This window comes from Lelliottia nimipressuralis (assembly GCF_041464075.1).
Lineage (GTDB): Bacteria > Pseudomonadota > Gammaproteobacteria > Enterobacterales > Enterobacteriaceae > Enterobacter > Enterobacter nimipressuralis.
In genome coordinates, this window is the sequence record NZ_CP167172.1 from 3,346,039 (window position 1) to 3,365,420 (window position 19,382).

General features: G+C 55.3%; 15 protein-coding genes. 5 read left to right on the plus strand and 10 right to left on the minus strand.

Features of this window, described 5'->3' with window-relative positions; translation table 11 throughout:
- Nucleotides 1-36: 36 nt before the first annotated feature.
- Nucleotides 37-2,097 carry a polyphosphate kinase 1 gene (gene ppk1, locus ACB496_RS16055; protein ID WP_100779335.1) on the plus strand — a complete coding sequence of 687 codons (2,061 nt, stop codon included), beginning with the start codon at nucleotides 37-39 and terminating at the stop codon, nucleotides 2,095-2,097.
- A 3-nt stretch (nucleotides 2,098-2,100) separates the two neighbouring features.
- Nucleotides 2,101-3,642, plus strand: a complete 1,542-nt coding sequence (gene ppx, locus ACB496_RS16060; RefSeq protein WP_129035568.1) for an exopolyphosphatase — start codon at nucleotides 2,101-2,103, stop codon at nucleotides 3,640-3,642.
- A 10-nt stretch (nucleotides 3,643-3,652) separates the two neighbouring features.
- Here ppx and ACB496_RS16065 read toward each other — a convergent pair whose 3' ends face one another.
- The gene (locus ACB496_RS16065) at nucleotides 3,653-5,893 is read right to left on the minus strand and encodes an EAL domain-containing protein (protein ID WP_371973063.1); all 2,241 of its coding nucleotides are present in this window, start codon (nucleotides 5,891-5,893) and stop codon (nucleotides 3,653-3,655) included.
- A 365-nt stretch (nucleotides 5,894-6,258) separates the two neighbouring features.
- Between ACB496_RS16065 and ACB496_RS16070 the strand changes: the two genes are divergently transcribed.
- Nucleotides 6,259-6,429 (plus strand): YfgG family protein, encoded by a 171-nt coding sequence (locus ACB496_RS16070; protein ID WP_123428126.1) that lies wholly within the window; start codon nucleotides 6,259-6,261, stop codon nucleotides 6,427-6,429.
- On the opposite strand, the gene ACB496_RS16075 is transcribed toward ACB496_RS16070, so the two are convergent.
- Nucleotides 6,419-7,309, minus strand: a complete 891-nt coding sequence (locus ACB496_RS16075; protein ID WP_371973064.1) for a LysR family transcriptional regulator — start codon at nucleotides 7,307-7,309, stop codon at nucleotides 6,419-6,421. The genes ACB496_RS16070 and ACB496_RS16075 overlap by 11 nt on opposite strands.
- Nucleotides 7,310-7,407: 98 nt before the next feature.
- Here ACB496_RS16075 and ACB496_RS16080 point away from each other — a divergent pair, with 98 nt between their 5' ends.
- Nucleotides 7,408-8,598 (plus strand): MFS transporter, encoded by a 1,191-nt coding sequence (locus tag ACB496_RS16080; RefSeq protein WP_371973065.1) that lies wholly within the window; start codon nucleotides 7,408-7,410, stop codon nucleotides 8,596-8,598.
- Between the two features lie 14 nt (nucleotides 8,599-8,612).
- On the opposite strand, the gene guaA is transcribed toward ACB496_RS16080, so the two are convergent.
- Both guaA and guaB read right to left on the minus strand, forming a co-directional pair.
- The gene (gene guaA / locus ACB496_RS16085; RefSeq protein ID WP_100779330.1) at nucleotides 8,613-10,190 is read right to left on the minus strand and encodes a glutamine-hydrolyzing GMP synthase; all 1,578 of its coding nucleotides are present in this window, start codon (nucleotides 10,188-10,190) and stop codon (nucleotides 8,613-8,615) included.
- Nucleotides 10,191-10,252: 62 nt separating this feature from the next.
- Nucleotides 10,253-11,719, minus strand: a complete 1,467-nt coding sequence (guaB, locus tag ACB496_RS16090) for an IMP dehydrogenase (protein ID WP_100779329.1) — start codon at nucleotides 11,717-11,719, stop codon at nucleotides 10,253-10,255.
- A 159-nt stretch (nucleotides 11,720-11,878) separates the two neighbouring features.
- Here guaB and xseA point away from each other — a divergent pair, with 159 nt between their 5' ends.
- Nucleotides 11,879-13,252: an exodeoxyribonuclease VII large subunit gene (gene xseA / locus ACB496_RS16095; protein WP_371973066.1), complete on the plus strand. Its 1,374-nt coding sequence runs from the start codon at nucleotides 11,879-11,881 to the stop codon at nucleotides 13,250-13,252.
- Here xseA and ACB496_RS16100 read toward each other — a convergent pair.
- From ACB496_RS16100 to hisS, 6 genes are all read right to left on the minus strand, one after another.
- Nucleotides 13,249-13,464, minus strand: a complete 216-nt coding sequence (locus ACB496_RS16100) for a zinc ribbon domain-containing protein (protein ID WP_100779327.1) — start codon at nucleotides 13,462-13,464, stop codon at nucleotides 13,249-13,251. The two genes, xseA and ACB496_RS16100, sit on opposite strands and share 4 nt — an antisense overlap.
- A gap of 44 nt (nucleotides 13,465-13,508) precedes the next feature.
- Complete coding sequence (locus ACB496_RS16105; RefSeq protein WP_371973067.1) at nucleotides 13,509-14,600, minus strand: Gfo/Idh/MocA family oxidoreductase; 1,092 nt, start codon at nucleotides 14,598-14,600, stop codon at nucleotides 13,509-13,511.
- A gap of 73 nt (nucleotides 14,601-14,673) precedes the next feature.
- Nucleotides 14,674-16,149, minus strand: coding sequence for a ribosome biogenesis GTPase Der (gene der, locus ACB496_RS16110; RefSeq protein ID WP_100780837.1), 1,476 nt, complete (start codon nucleotides 16,147-16,149; stop codon nucleotides 14,674-14,676).
- Nucleotides 16,150-16,259: 110 nt separating this feature from the next.
- Nucleotides 16,260-17,438, minus strand: a complete 1,179-nt coding sequence (gene bamB / locus ACB496_RS16115; protein WP_100779325.1) for an outer membrane protein assembly factor BamB — start codon at nucleotides 17,436-17,438, stop codon at nucleotides 16,260-16,262.
- Between the two features lie 10 nt (nucleotides 17,439-17,448).
- A complete protein-coding gene (locus tag ACB496_RS16120) occupies nucleotides 17,449-18,069 on the minus strand; it encodes a YfgM family protein (RefSeq protein WP_100779324.1) in 621 nt (206 codons plus the stop codon).
- Nucleotides 18,070-18,082: 13 nt separating this feature from the next.
- Nucleotides 18,083-19,357 (minus strand): histidine--tRNA ligase, encoded by a 1,275-nt coding sequence (hisS, locus tag ACB496_RS16125; protein WP_100779323.1) that lies wholly within the window; start codon nucleotides 19,355-19,357, stop codon nucleotides 18,083-18,085.
- Between the last annotated feature and the right edge of the window lie 25 nt (nucleotides 19,358-19,382).

Here is a 19,382-nt window from a genome sequence, read left to right on the forward strand (position 1 = left end):
GCTGCGTCCCGTGATTGAAACGGAGTGTAAGTTGTAATGGGTCAGGAAAAGTTATACATCGAAAAAGAGCTAAGCTGGTTAGCATTCAACGAACGCGTGCTTCAGGAAGCGGCTGATAAAAGTAATCCGCTGATTGAGCGGATGCGTTTTCTGGGTATTTATTCCAATAACCTGGATGAATTTTATAAGGTCCGTTTTGCCGAACTGAAGCGGCGGATCATCATCAGCGAAGAGCAAGGCCTGAACTCCCATTCACGCCATCTGCTGGGTAAAATCCAGGCTCGTGTTCTGAAAGCCGACCAGGAATTTGACGGCTTGTATAACGAGCTGCTGCTGGAGATGGCGCGTAACCAAATCTTCCTGATTAACGAACGTCAGCTCTCCGCCAACCAACAGACCTGGCTGCGCCACTACTTCAAACATTATCTGCGCCAGCACATCACCCCTATTCTTATCAATCGCGAAACGGATCTGGTGCAGTTCCTGAAGGATGATTACACCTATCTGGCGGTTGAGATTATTCGCGGCGATTCCATTCGCTACGCGCTGCTGGAGATCCCCTCGGATAAAGTGCCACGCTTTGTGAACCTGCCGCCGGAAACCCCGCGCAGACGCAAGCCGATGATCCTGCTGGATAACATCCTGCGCTACTGCCTCGACGACATTTTCAAAGGCTTCTTCGATTACGATGCGCTGAACGCCTATTCCATGAAAATGACCCGTGATGCCGAGTACGATCTGGTGCACGAGATGGAAGCCAGCCTCATGGAGCTGATGTCCTCCAGCCTGAAACAGCGTCTCACGGCCGAGCCGGTACGCTTTGTTTATCAGCGCGACATGCCCGACGCCATGGTGGAAATGCTGCGCGACAAGCTGACCATCTCCCGCTACGACTCCATCGTACCAGGCGGACGCTATCACAACTTTAAAGACTTTATTAGCTTCCCGAACGTCGGCAAAGCCAATCTGGTCAACAAACCGCTGCCGCGCCTGCGCCATCTCTGGTTCGATAAGTTCCGTAACGGATTCGACGCCATTCGCGAGCGCGACGTGCTGCTTTACTATCCGTACCACACCTTTGAGCACGTACTTGAACTGCTGCGTCAGGCGTCGTTCGATCCGAACGTGCTGGCGATTAAAATCAACATCTACCGTGTGGCAAAAGACTCGCGCATTATCGATGCGATGATTCACGCCGCGCACAACGGTAAAAAAGTGACGGTGGTGGTTGAGCTGCAGGCGCGTTTCGATGAAGAGGCAAACATTCACTGGGCGCGTCGTCTGACGGAAGCCGGTGTGCACGTTATCTTCTCTGCGCCGGGGCTGAAAATTCACGCCAAACTGTTCCTGATCTCCCGTAAAGAAGGTGATGACGTGGTGCGCTACGCCCACATCGGGACCGGTAACTTCAACGAGAAAACCGCGCGACTGTATACTGACTACTCGCTGCTGACCGCCGACGCGCGCATCACCAACGAAGTGCGCCGGGTGTTTAACTTTATCGAGAACCCATATCGTCCGGTGAGCTTCGACTATCTGCTGGTCTCCCCGCAGAACTCGCGCCGCCTGCTCTACGCGATGATCGACAAAGAGATTGCCGCCGCGCAAAAAGGCGAGCCGTCGGGCATTACCCTCAAACTCAATAACCTGGTCGACAAAGGCCTGGTGGATCGGCTGTATGCGGCCTCCAGCACCGGTGTGCCGGTGAATCTACTGATTCGCGGCATGTGCTCGCTGATTCCAGAACTGGAAGGCATCAGCGAAAATATTCGCGTGACCAGCATCGTTGACCGTTATCTGGAACACGATCGCATCTATATTTTTGAAAATGGTGGCGACAAACAGGTGTATCTCTCTTCCGCGGACTGGATGACGCGTAATATTGATTACCGAATTGAAGTCGCGACGCCGCTGCTGGACCCACGTCTGAAGCAGCGGATCCTCGATATTATTGAGCTGCAACTGAGTGACACCGTTAAGGCTCGCTATATCGATAAAGAACTGAGTAACCGCTACGTGCAGCGCGGCAATCGCCGTAAAGTGCGCTCACAGCTGGCGATTTACGACTATATCAAATCACTCGAGCAACCTGATTAACCTATGCCGATAAATGATAAGACCCCACGCCCGCAGGAGTTTGCTGCGGTCGATTTAGGTTCTAACAGCTTTCATATGGTCATCGCCCGCGAGGTCGACGGCGCCATGCAGATCATCGGGCGCCTTAAGCAGCGCGTCCATCTCGCCGATGGTCTTGACGACAAAAACATGCTCAGCGAAGAGGCGATGGAGCGCGGTTTAGCCTGCCTGTCGCTGTTCGCCGAACGCCTGCAAGGGTTCTCCGCATCAAGCGTGTGTATTGTCGGAACGCACACGCTGCGCCAGGCGCTGAATGCGCCAGAGTTTCTCAAACGCGCGGAAAAAGTGATCCCCTACCCGATTGAAATCATTTCGGGTAACGAGGAAGCGCGTCTGATTTTTATGGGCGTGGAACATACCCAACCGGAAAAAGGCCGCAAGCTGGTAATCGATATCGGCGGCGGTTCAACTGAGCTGGTCATCGGCGAAGACTTCGAACCCAAACTGGTTGAAAGCCGCCGTATGGGCTGTGTCAGCTTTGCGCAAATGTACTTCCCTGGCGGCGCTATTAGCCGTGAAAATTTCCAGCGCGCGCGCATGGCGGCCGTTCAGAAACTGGAATCGCTTGCCTGGCAGTATCGTATTCAGGGCTGGAATGTTGCCCTCGGCGCGTCTGGTAGCATCAAAGCGGCACACGAAGTGCTGCTGGCGATGGGTGAAAAAGACGGGATTATCACTCCGGAACGGCTGGAAAAACTCCGGGAAGAAGTGCTCAAGCACAAAAGTTTTGACTCCCTGAGCCTGCCGGGCTTGTCCGACGAACGTAAGGCGGTCTTCGTCCCTGGGCTGGCGATTCTGTGCGGTGTCTTCGATGCGCTGGCGATCCGCGAGCTGCGCCTGTCCGACGGGGCGTTGCGTGAAGGCGTGCTTTACGAAATGGAAGGTCGCTTCCGTCATCAGGATATTCGCAGCCGTACCGCGCAAAGTCTGGCGAATCAGTACAATATCGACCGTGAACAGGCGAAGCGCGTTCTGGAAACCACCACCCACATTTACGAACAGTGGGAAGCGCAAAATCCGAAACTGGCGCATCCGCAGCTGGCTGCCCTGCTGAAGTGGGCGACGATGCTGCACGAAGTGGGCCTGAATATTAACCACAGCGGCATGCATCGCCACTCGGCCTATATTCTGCAAAACAGCGATCTGCCGGGCTTCAACCAGGAGCAACAAACGATGATGGCGACGCTGGTGCGCTATCACCGTAAGGCAATCAAACTGGACGATCTGCCGCGCTTTACGCTGTTCAAGAAAAAGCAGTTCCTGCCGCTCATTCAGCTTTTGCGTTTAGGCGTTTTGCTGAATAATCAGCGTCAGGCGACGACGACGCCGCCAACGCTTACCCTGAAAACCGACGACCATCACTGGACGCTGAGTTTCCCGCACGACTGGTTTAGCCAGAATGCGCTGGTGCTGCTGGATCTGGAAAAAGAGCAGCAGTACTGGGAAGGAGTGACCGGCTGGTTGCTTAAAATCGAAGAAGAGCAGTCGCCAGACGTGGCGGCGTAACCCTGTGTTCTCAGGCGTCCAGTGGTGACGCCTGAGAATCAAGCAGCTGTTCCAGCGGCTCAGGTTTACCGATTAAATATCCCTGCAGAAAATCTATCCCTAGCGCGCTAAGTGCGCTGCGTATCGCTTCACTTTCCACATATTCGGCCACCACCAGCATTTTCTTCATCCGCGCCAGATGGCAAATCGACGCCACAATCTGATAGTCCAGGCTGTTGTCGGCGATGTTACGAATAAAGCTGCCGTCAATTTTCAGGATATCGGCATCAACGCTTTTCAACCGTGCATAGCTGGCGTAGCCCGTTCCAAAATCGTCGATGGCAATCAGACACCCTAACTTCTGCAGCTGTTTGACCATCTGATCCGCCAGATCCGCATTGCCAAAGCCGCTGCACTCGGTAATTTCAAAGATCAGCTGCCAGGCTTCGATGCCGTATTTCTCCAGCAAACGGTGAACCTCAATGGGGAATTGCGATCGGCAGATGGTTGAAGACATGAGATTAATGGCAAAACGCTTGCCGGGTAGCCTGCCGCGATGCGCCGACATAAACTTCAGCGTACTTTCCAGCACCCAGAGATCCACGCGCGATGACAAGCCAAACTCCTGCGCCACGGGCAGGAATTTATCCGGCGTAATGAGTACGCCATTTTCATCGGTCATGCGTAACAGGATTTCGTGGTAGTGATCGCCGCGAACGCCCTGCACCCGTTGCGCCATGAGCTGGAATTCATTGTGCTCAAGCGCCCGTTGCAGACGGTTCATCATCGCCACTTTATCCCGCAGGCTACGCTGTAGATTAGCCGCGCCGCGCTGTTTTAGGTTCTCAGGATGGTTGGTGAAGAGCGAGAAATCCGCAATGATGCTCAGCTCGCCCAGCAGCAAATAGAGATGGGTCACCGGCGAACGGACACAACAATAGCTGATACCCACCTGCGGTTGCAGCGGCACCCCGTCCCAGATAAAACGAAACTGTTTAATGAGTTCGTCGAGCGCTTCAATGCGCGCTACGTGTGACTCAGTGTTCAGCCGTATCGCCAGATCGCAACCGGACAGCTGATAAACGCACTCATTGGGCTGCAGGAAACCCTTAAGCCACTCCGCCAGCTTCTGTTTGTACTGAATTCGAAGCAGCACGCCGTAATTGCGGCTCAGAACTTCAAGTTCCGGTACGCGCAGCATACAGAGCGTTGACCAGGGTGATTTAGACAACGCACGCGATAACGCCCGCAGATTCGGCATGTGCACAACCGGATCGAGAAAAGCCAGGCGTCTGGCATGGCGCGTGATCACCCGCTGGCGCGTAGCCAGCATCGCCATGTAAATCACCACAAAAGAGAAGACCAGATAGCTCGACGACGTGATCGCCAGGTGAATGTCGTAGCCCTGGCCGAGCGGAATATAGTGGTAAAAATAGTGAATTGAGACCATCAGCACCGGCGTCCAGATGATCGACATCAGCTTATAGCCAAACCGCATGGAGCCCCACAGCATTACCGGCATCATCAGCGACAGCGTGTAGTTAGTGCTAAAAATTGAGCTGCTGTCGCTCATGGGCACCAGCAGCAGTGAAAGCAGGCCAGCCAGCGCGGCCAGCCAGAGAACAAACTCCGCCGCAGTGACTTTCTTATCAATCTGCGTTCGGATCTGTGATATGAGCGCTTTAAGATAACGCGGATGGCGGAACACGCGAATCACCAGATAGCTGAACGGCACTCCCGTCAATCCGCCGACCAGCAGCCCCTGAAAATTGATCAGGGTGCGAATGGTCAGCGGATTTAGCCCGGCCACGCTCTGTCGGGTTTCATAGACGCCGAGGTAAACAGCAAACTGGAACAGCACTAAAAATAGCGTGGACGGGCATAAAACCTGCCAGAAAATACGTTGCGCCATCAGCTTTGTATTGCCGTATGCCACCATATTTCGCCGGGGAGCAAACACCCGATATCCGCCCCAGCTCAGGGTGAGCGGAACGATAAAATGGCAGATGAGCGCCACGGTCTCATAGAGGCTGACCGTGTCGTAGTAACGTAAAAACAGCGCCAGAATGATGCCAGGCAGTGCTGCGAGGCCGAAAAACAGCATTGCGGAGAGCAGAAACGACAACGGCATGTAATAAAGTACGATGCTTCCGCCGTTTAACTGGGTATAAGTGCTCGCAACGTTCAGCAAGGGCAGAAAAATAACAGGCAAAAGAAGGGGGAGCGCCCACCAGCGATCTTTGTTTTGCTGTAAAAAAGAGAGAATGTTCATAGGCGCCTGGTTAAGCCCCTTCATCCATAGGGTAATTTCAGACAGGCATCCAACCTGACATTTTGACGCACAGTATTTTCATGAGAAAACACCATGGAGGGAGGATTTTAGTGATCAATGCCGCGCAAGAATTGACCTAACGCAAGAATATGGATTCAAAAAACCAATTATTACAATTTTCTTGGGTCGTTTTCTGCTTTCTATCAGTCCGGTAAATTATTGAATTAATATCGATAACATCAACGAATCATTACATTGACGATTTTTTACACACTCCGAATTGACCCTTGCTTCCCGCTGTGACTTAATAGTCCCATCGCCCAAAAGGGTATACCCAGGAAAACACAGTGAGCCAGGCAACGCGTATGCACAAACGACATCGATTTAACACTCGAATGACCCGCATTATCTTGCTTATCAGCTTCCTGTTTTTCTTCGGCCGCTTCGTGTACTCCTCCATTGGCGCCTGGTATCACCACCAGGACAAAATCCAGTCTCAGCAAGTCAGCCAGCCGCTGGACTCCGTTAACCATTAACCTTCTCGCGCAATAAACGAATCACTTCAGAAATTCCCTTACTGAGAATTTTGTCTTGCCGCATGACGATACCTAACTGACGATGCAGAACGGGGTTCAGCGATCGCACGCTCAGCCCTTCGCGATCGGCCACGTTTTCGACCGCCATACGCGGGACAATGCTGTATCCCAGCCCGGCGCGAACCATGCGTTTAATGGCTTCGATACTGCCCAGCTGCATCACAGGGCAGACCTCCAGATCGCATGTGTTAAACCAGCCATCGATTAAATCCCGCGTGCCACTCCCCGATTCGAAGGCTATCAGGGGAAGTGCGTGCAATATTTGCGGGGTAAACAGCGCTATCTCCTCGTCCTGCACCTGGGAAATTATCAGGACAAACTCTTCATCGAGTAGGGGCATCACCTCCAGCGCCCGACCGCTTGCCGGGAGTGTGACCAGTCCGATATCCAGACGGTTCTCCTCCACGGCGCGCACCACATCCAGCGTGTTTCCCGTCGTTACGCCGACGCGTAATAGCGGATGCTCCTCACGCAGCTGCTGTAGCAACGGCGGCAAAAGGTGAATACAGGCCGTGGCCCCCGTACCCAGCGTAATAGTGCCACTGATCTCATGGCTAAACTCACTTACCGACCGGATCGCCTCTTCCACTACCTGCTCAATACGATTGCCATGCTCAAGTAGCGCCAGCCCCGCAGCGGTGGCTTTGATGCCACGCCCGGTACGTTCGACCAGACGCGTTCGCAGAAATTGCTCAAGCTGGCGCACCTGCAGGCTCACCGCTGGTTGAGAAAGGCCCAATATATCCGCCGCAGCCGAAAAGCTGCCGCGCTGGATCACCAGCCGGAAGGTCGCCAGATTGCCCAGATTCAGCGTCGTCATCGCAAAGTTTCTCTTATAGGAGTCATAAACACAGAGGCCTGCCAGCACCTTACCGTGCGCAGTATGGTGATCACAACTGCCTGACGGAATGAAAAATAATGAAAACATCTGCCCTCCCCCGCCTGCTTCCTGTTGCTGCCGGAGGCAATCAGCTGATCAACTGGGGAATTACCTTTTACATGCCAGGGACCTTTGCCCACGCGATCGCAACGGATATGCGCTGGTCGTCACCACAGATCTTTCTTGGCCTGACCCTCGCCATGCTGGTGATGGCGACGGTGTCGCCTTTTGTCGCCAGGCTGCTGGCCCGATTTGGCGGGCAGCTCGTGGTGATGAGCGGCACGCTGATGATCGCCGTGAGTTGTGCCGTCATGGCCTGCGTGCACGCGTTGCCTGGCTGGTACGCGGCGTGGCTGCTGGCAGGGGTCGGCATGCGCCTGTCCCTGTACGATGCCCTGTTCGCCTCGCTGGTGAATCTCTACGGTCAGAGTGCCCGACGGACAATTTCACACGTCACGCTGGCGGGCGGGCTGGCCTCTGCCGTGTTCTGGCCGCTGGGCGCGAAACTGCTTACATTTATGAGCTGGCGTGAAGCACTGATGATTTACGCCCTGGCCGGCCTGCTGAGTGCGGCGCTTATCCGCGTACTTCCAGGCCATAGGGTGCCGGTCGCCACTACACGGAAAGCGACAGCGCACGCCAATCATCAGGATCGCCGCAACGGCCTGCTCTACGCCACATTCATCGCGCTCATTACCTTTGTTTCGAACGGCACATCAACGCACTTACCGGAATTTATCGCAAGCGTAGGGCTTCCGGCTTCCGTGGGGATGCTCTGGGGGATTGGCCAGACGGGCGCACGATTTACGGAGGTGGTTGCCGGGTCGCATCTCACGCCGCTGCGACTGACGCTGATCACTGCCCTCGCCATGCCCCTCTGTTTTTTGACCGGACTCAGCGCCAGCACCCTTATCTGGGCGGCTGCCGGATTTGTGCTGGGCTATGGTGCTATCAACGGGCTGGTGACCATCGTAAAAGCCACGCTGCCGTTGCAGCTTTTTCCTGCTGAGGATTACGCGCGACGCACGGGCGTCTTGCTTATTCCGGCGCAGGTCATGGCAGCGGTATCGCCCTTTGCTTACGCATGGCTGAATCGGGAACTGGGTGTGTTCGGGGCAATGTGGGTGTCATGTGGATTGACGGTGATAATTGGGGGGCTGGCTGTAGGGATGGTGGTTGTGCAGCGCCACAATAAAAAACCCTCTGGCGAGGCAGAGGGTTTTGTGTGACTAGAGGGTGAAAATTATTCCCACTCAATCGTCGCCGGTGGCTTACCGCTGATGTCATAAACGACACGGGAAATCCCGTTCACTTCGTTGATGATGCGGTTAGAGACACGGCCAAGGAAGTCATACGGCAGGTGTGCCCAGTGTGCGGTCATAAAGTCGATGGTTTCGACGGCACGCAGGGAGACAACCCAGTCGTACTTACGGCCATCACCCATGACGCCGACGGAGCGTACTGGCAGGAATACGGTGAACGCCTGGCTCACTTTGTTGTACAGGTCGGCTTTATGCAGCTCTTCGATGAAGATTGCATCCGCACGACGCAGCAGGTCGCAGTACTCTTTCTTCACTTCGCCCAGCACGCGCACGCCCAGACCTGGGCCCGGGAACGGGTGACGGTAAAGCATGTCGTACGGCAGGCCCAGCTCCAGACCAATTTTACGCACTTCGTCTTTGAACAGCTCACGCAGTGGTTCAACCAGACCCATCTTCATCTCTTTCGGCAGGCCGCCCACGTTGTGGTGAGATTTGATGACGTGTGCTTTACCCGTTGCGGAAGCAGCGGATTCGATCACGTCCGGGTAGATGGTGCCTTGCGCCAGCCATTTCACGTCTTCCAGACGCAGCGCCTGTTCGTCGAACACTTCAACAAACACACGGCCAATGATTTTACGTTTGGCTTCCGGATCGTTTTCGCCCGCCAGTGCGGACAGGAAGCGCTCTTCGCCTTCAACGTGAACGATGTTCAGACCGAAATGGTCGCCGAACATGTCCATCACCTGTTGGGCTTCGTTCAGGCGCAGCAGACCATTGTCCACGAAGACGCAGGTCAGGTTTTTGCCGATGGCACGGTGCAGCAGCATCGCGGTCACGGAGGAGTCAACGCCACCGGACAGGCCGAGGATCACTTTATCGTCGCCAACCTGTTTGCGGATACGCTCAACGGCGTCGTCGATGATTTTCGCCGGGGTCCAGAGAGCTTCACACTGGCAGATATCGCGAACGAAGCGGTCCAGCATACGCATACCCTGACGGGTGTGGGTTACTTCCGGGTGGAACTGCACGCCGTAGAAGCGTTTTTCTTCGTTCGCCATAATGGCAAACGGGCAGCTTTCGGTGCTGGCAACGGTTACGAAATCGGAAGGAATCGCGGTCACTTTATCGCCGTGGCTCATCCAGACGTCGAGCAGCGGTTTGCCTTCAGCGGTCAGGGAATCTTCGATGCCGCGAACCAGGGCGCTGTCGGTCAGTACTTCGACCTGCGCGTAGCCAAACTCACGTTCGTTAGAGGATTCAACGTGGCCGCCCAGCTGCATTGCCATGGTCTGCATGCCGTAGCAGACGCCGAAGACAGGAACACCGGCTTCAAAGACGTATTGCGGGGCGCGCGGGCTGTTATGTTCGGTGGTGCTTTCCGGGCCACCGGAAAGGATGATGCCGCTTGGATTGAATTCACGGATTTGTGCTTCCGTGACATCCCACGCCCACAGCTCACAGTAAACGCCAAGTTCACGCACGCGACGTGCCACCAGCTGAGTGTACTGAGAACCGAAATCCAGGATAAGAATGCGATGTTTATGAATGTTTTCCGTCATTGACGCTAATTCCGAGGCAAGTGAAACAAAGCGCCCGGCATTGAGCCGGGCGCGGAAACTTATCAGGAGCCCAGACGGTAGTTCGGGGACTCTTTGGTGATCGTCACGTCGTGAACGTGGCTTTCCTGGATACCCGCACCGCTGATACGTACAAATTCCGCTTTAGTACGCAGCAGGTCGATAGTACCACAGCCGGTCAGGCCCATACAGGAACGCAGGCCGCCCATCTGCTGGTGGATAATCTCTTTCAGACGGCCTTTGTATGCCACACGACCTTCGATACCTTCCGGTACCAGTTTGTCGGCTGCGTTATCCGTCTGGAAGTAACGGTCTGAAGAACCTTTGGACATCGCGCCCAGGGAACCCATACCACGGTAAGATTTATAAGAACGGCCCTGGAACAGTTCGATTTCGCCCGGAGACTCTTCGGTACCGGCCAGCATAGAGCCAACCATGACCGCCGCTGCACCTGCCGCGATGGCTTTCGCGATATCGCCAGAGAAGCGGATACCGCCGTCGGCGATAACCGGAATACCGGTGCCTTCCAGCGCTTCTACCGCGTCAGAAACGGCGGTGATCTGCGGAACGCCCACGCCGGTTACGATACGCGTCGTACAGATGGAGCCAGGGCCGATACCCACTTTTACAGCGCTACAACCAGCATCTGCCAGAGCGCGGGCACCCGCGCCAGTTGCGACGTTACCGCCGATGATCTGCAGATCAGGGTATTTTGCACGGGTATCGCGAATACGTTGCAGAACGCCTTCGGAATGACCGTGAGAGGAGTCGATCAGCAGAATGTCAACGCCCGCAGCGACCAGCGCATCAACGCGCTCTTCGTTGCCAGCGCCTGCACCCACCGCAGCGCCTACGCGCAGACGGCCACGCTCGTCTTTACAGGCGTTGGGTTTACGTTCTGCTTTCTGGAAATCTTTTACGGTGATCATGCCACGCAGGTGGAAACTGTTATCCACAACCAGCGCTTTTTCAACGCGTTTTTCGTGCATTTTAGCCAGCACGACTTCACGGGTTTCGCCTTCACGCACGGTCACCAGACGCTCTTTCGGCGTCATGTAGACGCTGACAGGCTGGTTCAGGTCGGTCACGAAGCGCACGTCACGGCCAGTAATGATACCCACCAGTTCGTTGTCTTCAGTCACAACCGGGTAGCCCGCAAAGCCATTACGCTCGGTCAGCGCTTTCACTTCGTGCAGGGTAGTGGTTGGCAGAACGGTCTGGGGATCGGAAACAATACCGGATTCATGTTTTTTCACGCGGCGAACTTCATCCGCCTGACGCTCGATAGACATGTTTTTGTGAATAAAGCCGATGCCACCTTCCTGTGCCAGGGCAATTGCCAGGCGCGCTTCAGTCACGGTGTCCATAGCCGCAGAGAGCATAGGAATGTTCAGGCGAATGGTTTTAGTCAACTGCGTGCTGAGATCGGCAGTATTCGGCAGAACGGTGGAATGAGCGGGAACGAGGAGGACGTCGTCAAACGTCAGTGCTTCTTTAGCGATACGTAGCATGGGCAATATCTCTGACCTGGGTGGTTAAATATTGCCGTGGCATTATACAGAGCGTAACCGATTGCATCCACACTTTTTTATAAAAAATGCTTGCGATTGCCTCCGGGCAGGTTACTATCGACTGAATAACTTGCTGATTTAGAATTTGATCCCGCTCACATGTTATCCTCCCAAAGCCCCTCAATTTTTACCGTAAGCCGCCTTAATCAATCGGTTCGTTTGCTGCTCGAGCAGGAAATGGGACAGGTCTGGATCAGCGGAGAGATCTCTAATTTCACGCAGCCGTCATCCGGGCACTGGTACTTTACGCTGAAAGACGACACCGCTCAGGTGCGCTGTGCCATGTTCCGCAACAGCAATCGTCGGGTGACGTTCCGCCCTCAGCACGGCCAGCAGGTTCTGGTTCGCGCGAATATCACGCTGTATGAACCGCGCGGTGATTATCAGATCATCGTCGAGAGCATGCAGCCGGCGGGTGAAGGCTTGCTGCAGCAGAAATACGAGCAACTGAAAGCAAAACTGTCAGCGGAAGGCCTGTTCGATCAGCAGTTCAAGAAATCCCTGCCCTCTCCCGCCCATTGCGTCGGGGTGATAACCTCTAAAACCGGTGCGGCGCTGCACGATATTTTACACGTGCTGAAGCGTCGCGATCCGTCGCTGCCCATTGTGATTTACCCGACTGCCGTGCAGGGCGACGATGCGCCGGGCCAGATTGTGCGCGCCATTGCGCTGGCAAACGCGCGCCAGGAGTGTGACGTGTTAATCGTCGGGCGCGGCGGTGGCTCTCTGGAAGATCTATGGAGTTTCAACGACGAGCGCGTGGCGCGGGCGATTTTCGACAGTGTTATTCCCATTGTCAGCGCGGTCGGGCACGAAACTGACGTCACCATCGCTGATTTTGTCGCGGACATGCGCGCGCCGACGCCATCTGCCGCCGCCGAAATCGTGAGCCGCAACCAGCTGGAACTATTGCGCCAGTTGCAGAACGGCCAGCAGCGTCTGGAAATGGCGATGGACTATTTCCTCGCCAACCGTAATCGTCGTTTTACCCAGTTGCAGCATCGGCTACAGCAGCAGCACCCGCAGCTGCGTCTGGCACGTCAGCAAACGGTGCTTGAGCGTCTGCGCCAGCGGATGAATTTTGCTCTGGATAATCAACTCAAGCGCGCGCTTTCGCGCCAGCAGCGGATAACCCAGCGCCTGAATCAGCAAAACCCGCAGCCGCGCATCTATCGCGCGCAGACACGCATGCAGCAGCTTGAATATCGTCTGGGTGAGAACATCCGCGCACGCCTGAGCAGCACCCGTGAGCGTTTTGGTAATGCGGTGACGCATCTGGAAGCCGTTAGCCCGCTTTCAACGCTGGCGCGCGGCTACAGTGTAACCACGGCGACAGACGGCACGGTACTGAAACAGACCAAACAGGTGAAAGCCGGTGACGTGCTGACAACCCGCCTGGCCGACGGCTGGGTAGAAAGTGAAGTGAAAGGTATCACTCCCGCGAAAAAGACGCGCAAGAAAAAGCCGGTTTAGACCGGCTTGAATTCAACGCGTTTCTTCGAAATCAGGCCGTGCCCGTTCTGGCAAAAATAATCGACCGCACCGCAGGCTTTCAACACCTGAAGCGGCTGATGGCAGTCAGGGCATAGCGCTTCCAGCGCGATATCTTTATCGCAGCTCTCGCAGTGTGCCATTCCGTTTACGGGTTCCAGCTCTGCATGGCAATCCGGACAGATGATAGACATCGTGACTCCTTAAAAAGGTTTTGAGGTATTTTACCACGCCGCGATCAGTGTGGGCCACGCAGCTGTTGCTGTAATTTCAGCAGGAGTTCGACCTCTTCCAGCCGCCGCTGCGTGGTGAATGCCACCTCTTCTGGCGCCCTCTCGTACAGGCTATTTTCCCCAAGAATATGCTCTGCCAGACAGTGGGCGTAGATCGCCCCCGGAAGCGTCCAGCGCTGCACGTTTTCGCCGTCAATCAGTTCGAGAACATCCTCGGTGCCGCGTCGGTCGTGGCTGATAATGCGCCCGTCACGTAGATGCAGCCGAAGCCCTTTTTGCCCACCCGCAGGCCCGGCATATTTGTTCAGCCAGATATCCACCGGAATACCGCTCACATGGCCCTGAAGATGAGCTTCGCCTTCGGCGGTGAGCAGATCGCCTGTGGCAATCGGGCGGCCGAGACGATCTGTCGCGGTTATCACCTGCAAAGACAGTGCGTGATTTCCGCCGAGCGCGCGCACGGTTTCTCGCATCATCGCCAGCACATGGGTACCGATATCAATGATCACACCGTCCGGGTGGCGAAGCTGGCGGGTATCAGGCTCACCGGTGGCAAAATTCAGCGCAACAGGTTCTCCCGCGGAGTTGAAGCCGCTAGGCTCCTGAAGAGATCCTTCGATTTTGACGATCTCATCAAGTGAATGGACCACCCGGCCTGCCGTCTGATTTTCCCGTTCCGGCTGCCAGGCCGGGTTCAGAATGCCCAACGCGAGTTGCATGGCACCGCTTCGCGCCATCCAGTGATCGAGCGCCAGCACGCGAGCAGCGGCTTCAGGTTTTGCGAGCAGCGTTTTGAGTCTTTCGATTTGGGAAAGCGTCGCGACAACCGGTTTTTCCACCACGATACGCGGAATCGGTGAGGATAAGGCCAGCTCAAGCGCATCGAGGTGATGCAGTGAAGAGGTGGTGACAAACAGGGTTTCTATCGGACTGGCCAGTAGTTGCTCCAGGGACGGGCAGCGCACCACGCCTGCAAGCTCGCGCTCGGGGCGAAGATCGAAACCGACGCAATGTAAGGGAGTATCGAAAATCTGTCGCAACGCCGGTAAATAGGCCGTCTCAACCACGGCACCAAGCCCAATAAACCCTAACCGCATGTTCCACTCCGTTCATGAATTGTGGAGAACAAAAGGCAAAAAACCCGACTCAGTCGGGTTTTTTAGTGTGCAATTATTTGCCTTTCTTGATGTGTTTAATCAAGCGCTTACGCTTACGCATCTGGTTCGGCGTCAGCGTGTTGCGTTTGTTCGCAAACGGGTTATCCCCTTCCTTGAACTGAATGCGGATAGGCGTACCCATCACATCCAGCGATTTACGGAAGTAGTTCATCAGATAACGCTTGTAGGAATCCGGCAGATCTTTCACCTGATTACCGTGAATCACCACGATTGGCGGGTTGTAACCACCGGCGTGGGCGTATTTCAGCTTCACGCGACGGCCTCGCACCAGCGGCGGCTGATGGTCTTCCGCTGCCATGGTCATGATGCGCGTCAGCATGGCGGTGCTTACACGACGGGTAGAACTGTCGTAGGCTTCGCGAACGGATTCGAACAGGTTGCCCACGCCGCTGCCGTGCAGCGCAGAGATGAAGTGCACACGGGCAAAGTCGATGAAGCCCAGACGGAAGTCCAGCATCTCTTTGACTTGCTCACGCACTTCGTTGCTCAGGCCGTCCCATTTGTTGACGACGATAACAAGTGAGCGCCCACTATTGAGGATAAAGCCCAGCAGCGACAGGTCCTGATCGGAGATGCCTTCACGCGCGTCGATGACCAGCATCACCACGTTGGCATCTTCAATCGCCTGCAGCGTTTTGATAACGGAGAATTTTTCCACTACATCGGTGATTTTACCGCGCTTACGCACGCCCGCCGTGTCGATGAGCACATATTCGCGCTCGTCACGTTCCATCGGGATGTAAATACTGTCACGCGTGGTGCCCGGCATGTCGTAGACCACCACGCGGTCTTCGCCGAGAATACGGTTGGTCAGTGTGGACTTACCTACGTTCGGGCGACCGACGATAGCGAGTTTGATCGGCAGATCCTGCGGATTAAAATCATCCTCAGGTTCTTCTTCTGCGCCCTCTTGATCGGCTTCGAACTGCGCCCAGTATTCAGCGTCTTCGTCCACTTCTTCCGGCGGGTTTACTTCGTCAACCCACGGCAGCAGAACGGTTTCGAGCAGGCTGGTGACACCGCGGCCATGAGACGCGGCAATCGGGTAGATTTCACCGAGGCCCAGGGCCCAGAAATCCGCTACCGCCTGATCGGCATCAATACCGTCAGTTTTGTTCGCCACCAGGAAGGTTGGCTTTTCGCGAGAGCGCAGGTGTTTGGCGATAGCCGTATCGGCAGGCATCAGGCCCGCACGTGCGTCTACCATGAACAGAACAATGTCCGCTTCTTCAATCGCCAGCAGAGATTGCTCTGCCATGCGCGTTTCCACACCGTCTTCTGTACCGTCGATACCACCCGTATCGATACAGATAAACTCGCGACCTTCCACTTCAGCACGACCGTACTTACGGTCACGAGTCAGCCCCGGGAAATCCGCCACCAGCGCATCACGGGTGCGTGTTAAACGGTTAAAAAGAGTGGATTTTCCAACGTTCGGGCGCCCGACAAGCGCGACCACAGGTACCATGTTTGAAGCCTCATAAAATTCAAATAAACGTCGCAGTTGCGGCGTTTTTATAAAAGTCAAAACGGCCCCTGAGTTAACAGGAGCCGTTTATTATACTACAAACGAGACGATTAACGCGTGATCGCGTAGAGCGTACCGTCTTTTGCCTGGATCAGCAGTTTGCCGTCAGCCACAACCGGATCGGTCAGGAAACCAGAGCTGTCGACTTTTTCCTGCGCCACGAAGCGACCCGTTTCCGGATCAATCCAGTGCATATAACCTTCGCTATCGCCCACCACCAGGCTGCCATTGTACAGCGCAGGTGCGGTCAGCAGACGGTGCAGCAGATCGCTCTGCGTCCACAGCGTGACACCACCGTCGGTGTTCAGCGCCAGCAGACGGTCATTCTGATCCACCAGGTAGATGCGGTTACCCTCGACCACGAAATCGTTCACTGAACCCAGCTCACGTTTCCACATAACCTGGCCGCTGCGCAGATCCAGCGCCGTCAGGTTGCCGTTGTAAGCCAGCGCATAAACCACGTTGTCCACGATAACGGGCGTGGTATCGACGTCGCTCAGACGATCAATTTCAGTCGGACCGGTTGCCTGGGAGATACGCTGCTGCCAGATCATCTGACCCTGCTGCATCAGCACGGCGCTGACGCGACCGTTATCACCGCCCACGATAGCCGCACCAAACGCGGTCGCAGGGGCAGATTCGCCGCGCAGAGACAGGGCTGGCATGTCCAGGTTCACAGTCCATTTCACGGCACCGTCCGCTTCGTTCAGCGCCTGCAGCTGGCCGTTGCTGGTATGAATCAGCACCAGGCCGTCGCTCACAACCGGACGAGACAGGGCTTCACCTGCTACGCGCGTTTGCCATGCAATAGAACCGTCGCTGGCGTTCAGCGCATAGACCTGCGCTTTTTCGCTACCGATATAGACATGACCACCGGAAACGGTCACGCCGCCCGAGAGCAGTGCTGGCGTACGGGAAAACCAACCGTCTTTTTCGGCCAGATTGACCGACCAGACTTCTTTCCCGTCATCGGCGTTGAACGCGCGCACGGTGCCTTTGCGATCAGCCGCATAGACAACGCTATCGGCATACGCCGGATGCAGGTTGGAATAGAAATCACCGATTCCATCACCCACGGAAGAGCTCCACGCGGTTGACGGGGTAAACTGATTTTCAACAGTCGGCAGCGGGGACATTTTTACAACATCTTCTTCGCCACTGAACAGTGAACATCCACTCAATAACGTAACAGAAAGCAGTCCTGGCAGAAGTAATTTACGCAATTGCATCGGGTCCCTCTCAGACGGACAAATTATTTATTTTCATCTGCATCATTTCGCTCAGCGCAGGTGAGGCGTTACTTTTCACGCCCGCTTCCCACGCGCTGCGCGCGCCTTGTTTGTCGCCTTTGCTCAGCAGAGCTTCACCACGCAGGTCAGCTACGATGGCTGCAAAACCTTCACCTTTGACAGTGTCGAGGGTTTTCAGCGCGTCGTCGGCTTTGTTCTGCTGTACCTGAATACGCGCCAGGCGCAGATTAATCACCGCTTTCAGATTGTCATCGCTGGCTGCCGCGAGACCCTGAGTCAGCTGAGCGGCGGCTTTATCAAGTTCATTTTTATCAACGAACTGCTGAGCCACTTCGAGCGATGCCAGTGCACCGTAAGTATTTTTGTTGTCAGCAGCAAATTTCTCCGCAGCAGCCAGCGTTTGCGGCTGATCGGCACGAATTGCGCTCACGGTATTTTCATAGGAAAGGGAAGCATCACGCGCGGAATCAGCCTGATGGCTATTCCAGTAACGCCAACCCATCAGCGCGCCCACACCCAAAATTACCCCAACGGCCAGGGCTTTGCCATTTTCGGCAAAGAAGCGTTTAATCGCATCAACCTGGTCGTTTTCGTTCTCGTACATTTCCACGCTGTTCTTCCCCTTAGCCCAGTAAAGTGCGCAAGTGCGCGGCAACGCTATCCTGCGTTACGGTTGTTTGCTCACCAGAGCGCAGGTCTTTTACCACCACTTCGCCAGCAGCCACTTCGGACTCGCCCAGCACCAGTGCGATACTTGCGCCCCATTTGTCGGCACGGGCAAACTGCTTTTTGAAGTTGCCACCACCATGGTTAGTCATCAGCTTAACGCCCGGCAGCGCATCGCGCAGACGTTCGGCAAACTGCATTGCCGCAGACTGCGTATCCGCACCTGAGGCCACCAGGTATATATCGACAACGGATTCTGCTTTAAATTCCGGATTAACTGCCTGAACCAGCAAAACAAGTCGTTCAAGACCCATTGCGAAACCTACTGCAGGTGCAGCACGGCCACCCAGCTGTTCCACCAGACCGTCATAACGACCGCCTGCACACACGGTACCCTGAGAACCCAGGCTGGTGGTGACCCACTCAAATACCGTGCGATTATAGTAATCCAGACCGCGCACCAGACGCTGGTTAACGGTATAAGCAATACCGGCCGCTTCCAGCAGTTTGCACAGACCAGCAAAATGCTCGCGAGAATCGTCATCCAGATAGTCACCCAGCGCCGGGGCATCGTTCAGCAGCGCCTGCACTTCCGGGTTCTTGGAATCCAGAACGCGCAGCGGATTGCTGTACATGCGACGCTGGCAGTCTTCATCCAGCTTATCTTTGTGCTGTTCCAGGAATGCGACTAACGCATCACGGTAGTTCGCACGCGCCTCCAGGGAGCCAATGGAGTTCAGCTCCAGCGCAACGTGCTGGGAAATCCCCAGCTCACGCCACCAGCGCGCCGTCAGCATGATCAGCTCAGCGTCGATATCCGGACCTTGCAGGCCAAAGACTTCCACACCCAGTTGATTAAACTGGCGATAACGGCCTTTTTGCGGGCGTTCGTGCCGGAACATCGGGCCGATATACCACAGACGCTGCTCCTGATTGTACAGGAGACCATGTTCGATGCCGGCGCGTACACAACCTGCCGTACCTTCCGGACGCAGCGTCAGGCTATCGCCGTTGCGGTCTTCAAAGGTATACATCTCTTTTTCAACGACGTCGGTCACTTCGCCGATCGCGCGTTTAAATAACGGGGTCTGCTCTACAATCGGCAAACGGATTTCGCTGTAACCGTAGCTGCCGAGCACCTGTTTCAGAGTGCCTTCAATGCGCTGCCAGATGGCGGTTTCGCCAGGCAGATAATCGTTCATGCCGCGGATGGCTTGAATGTTTTTTGCCACGTTTATTCTCTTTCTATATACAAAA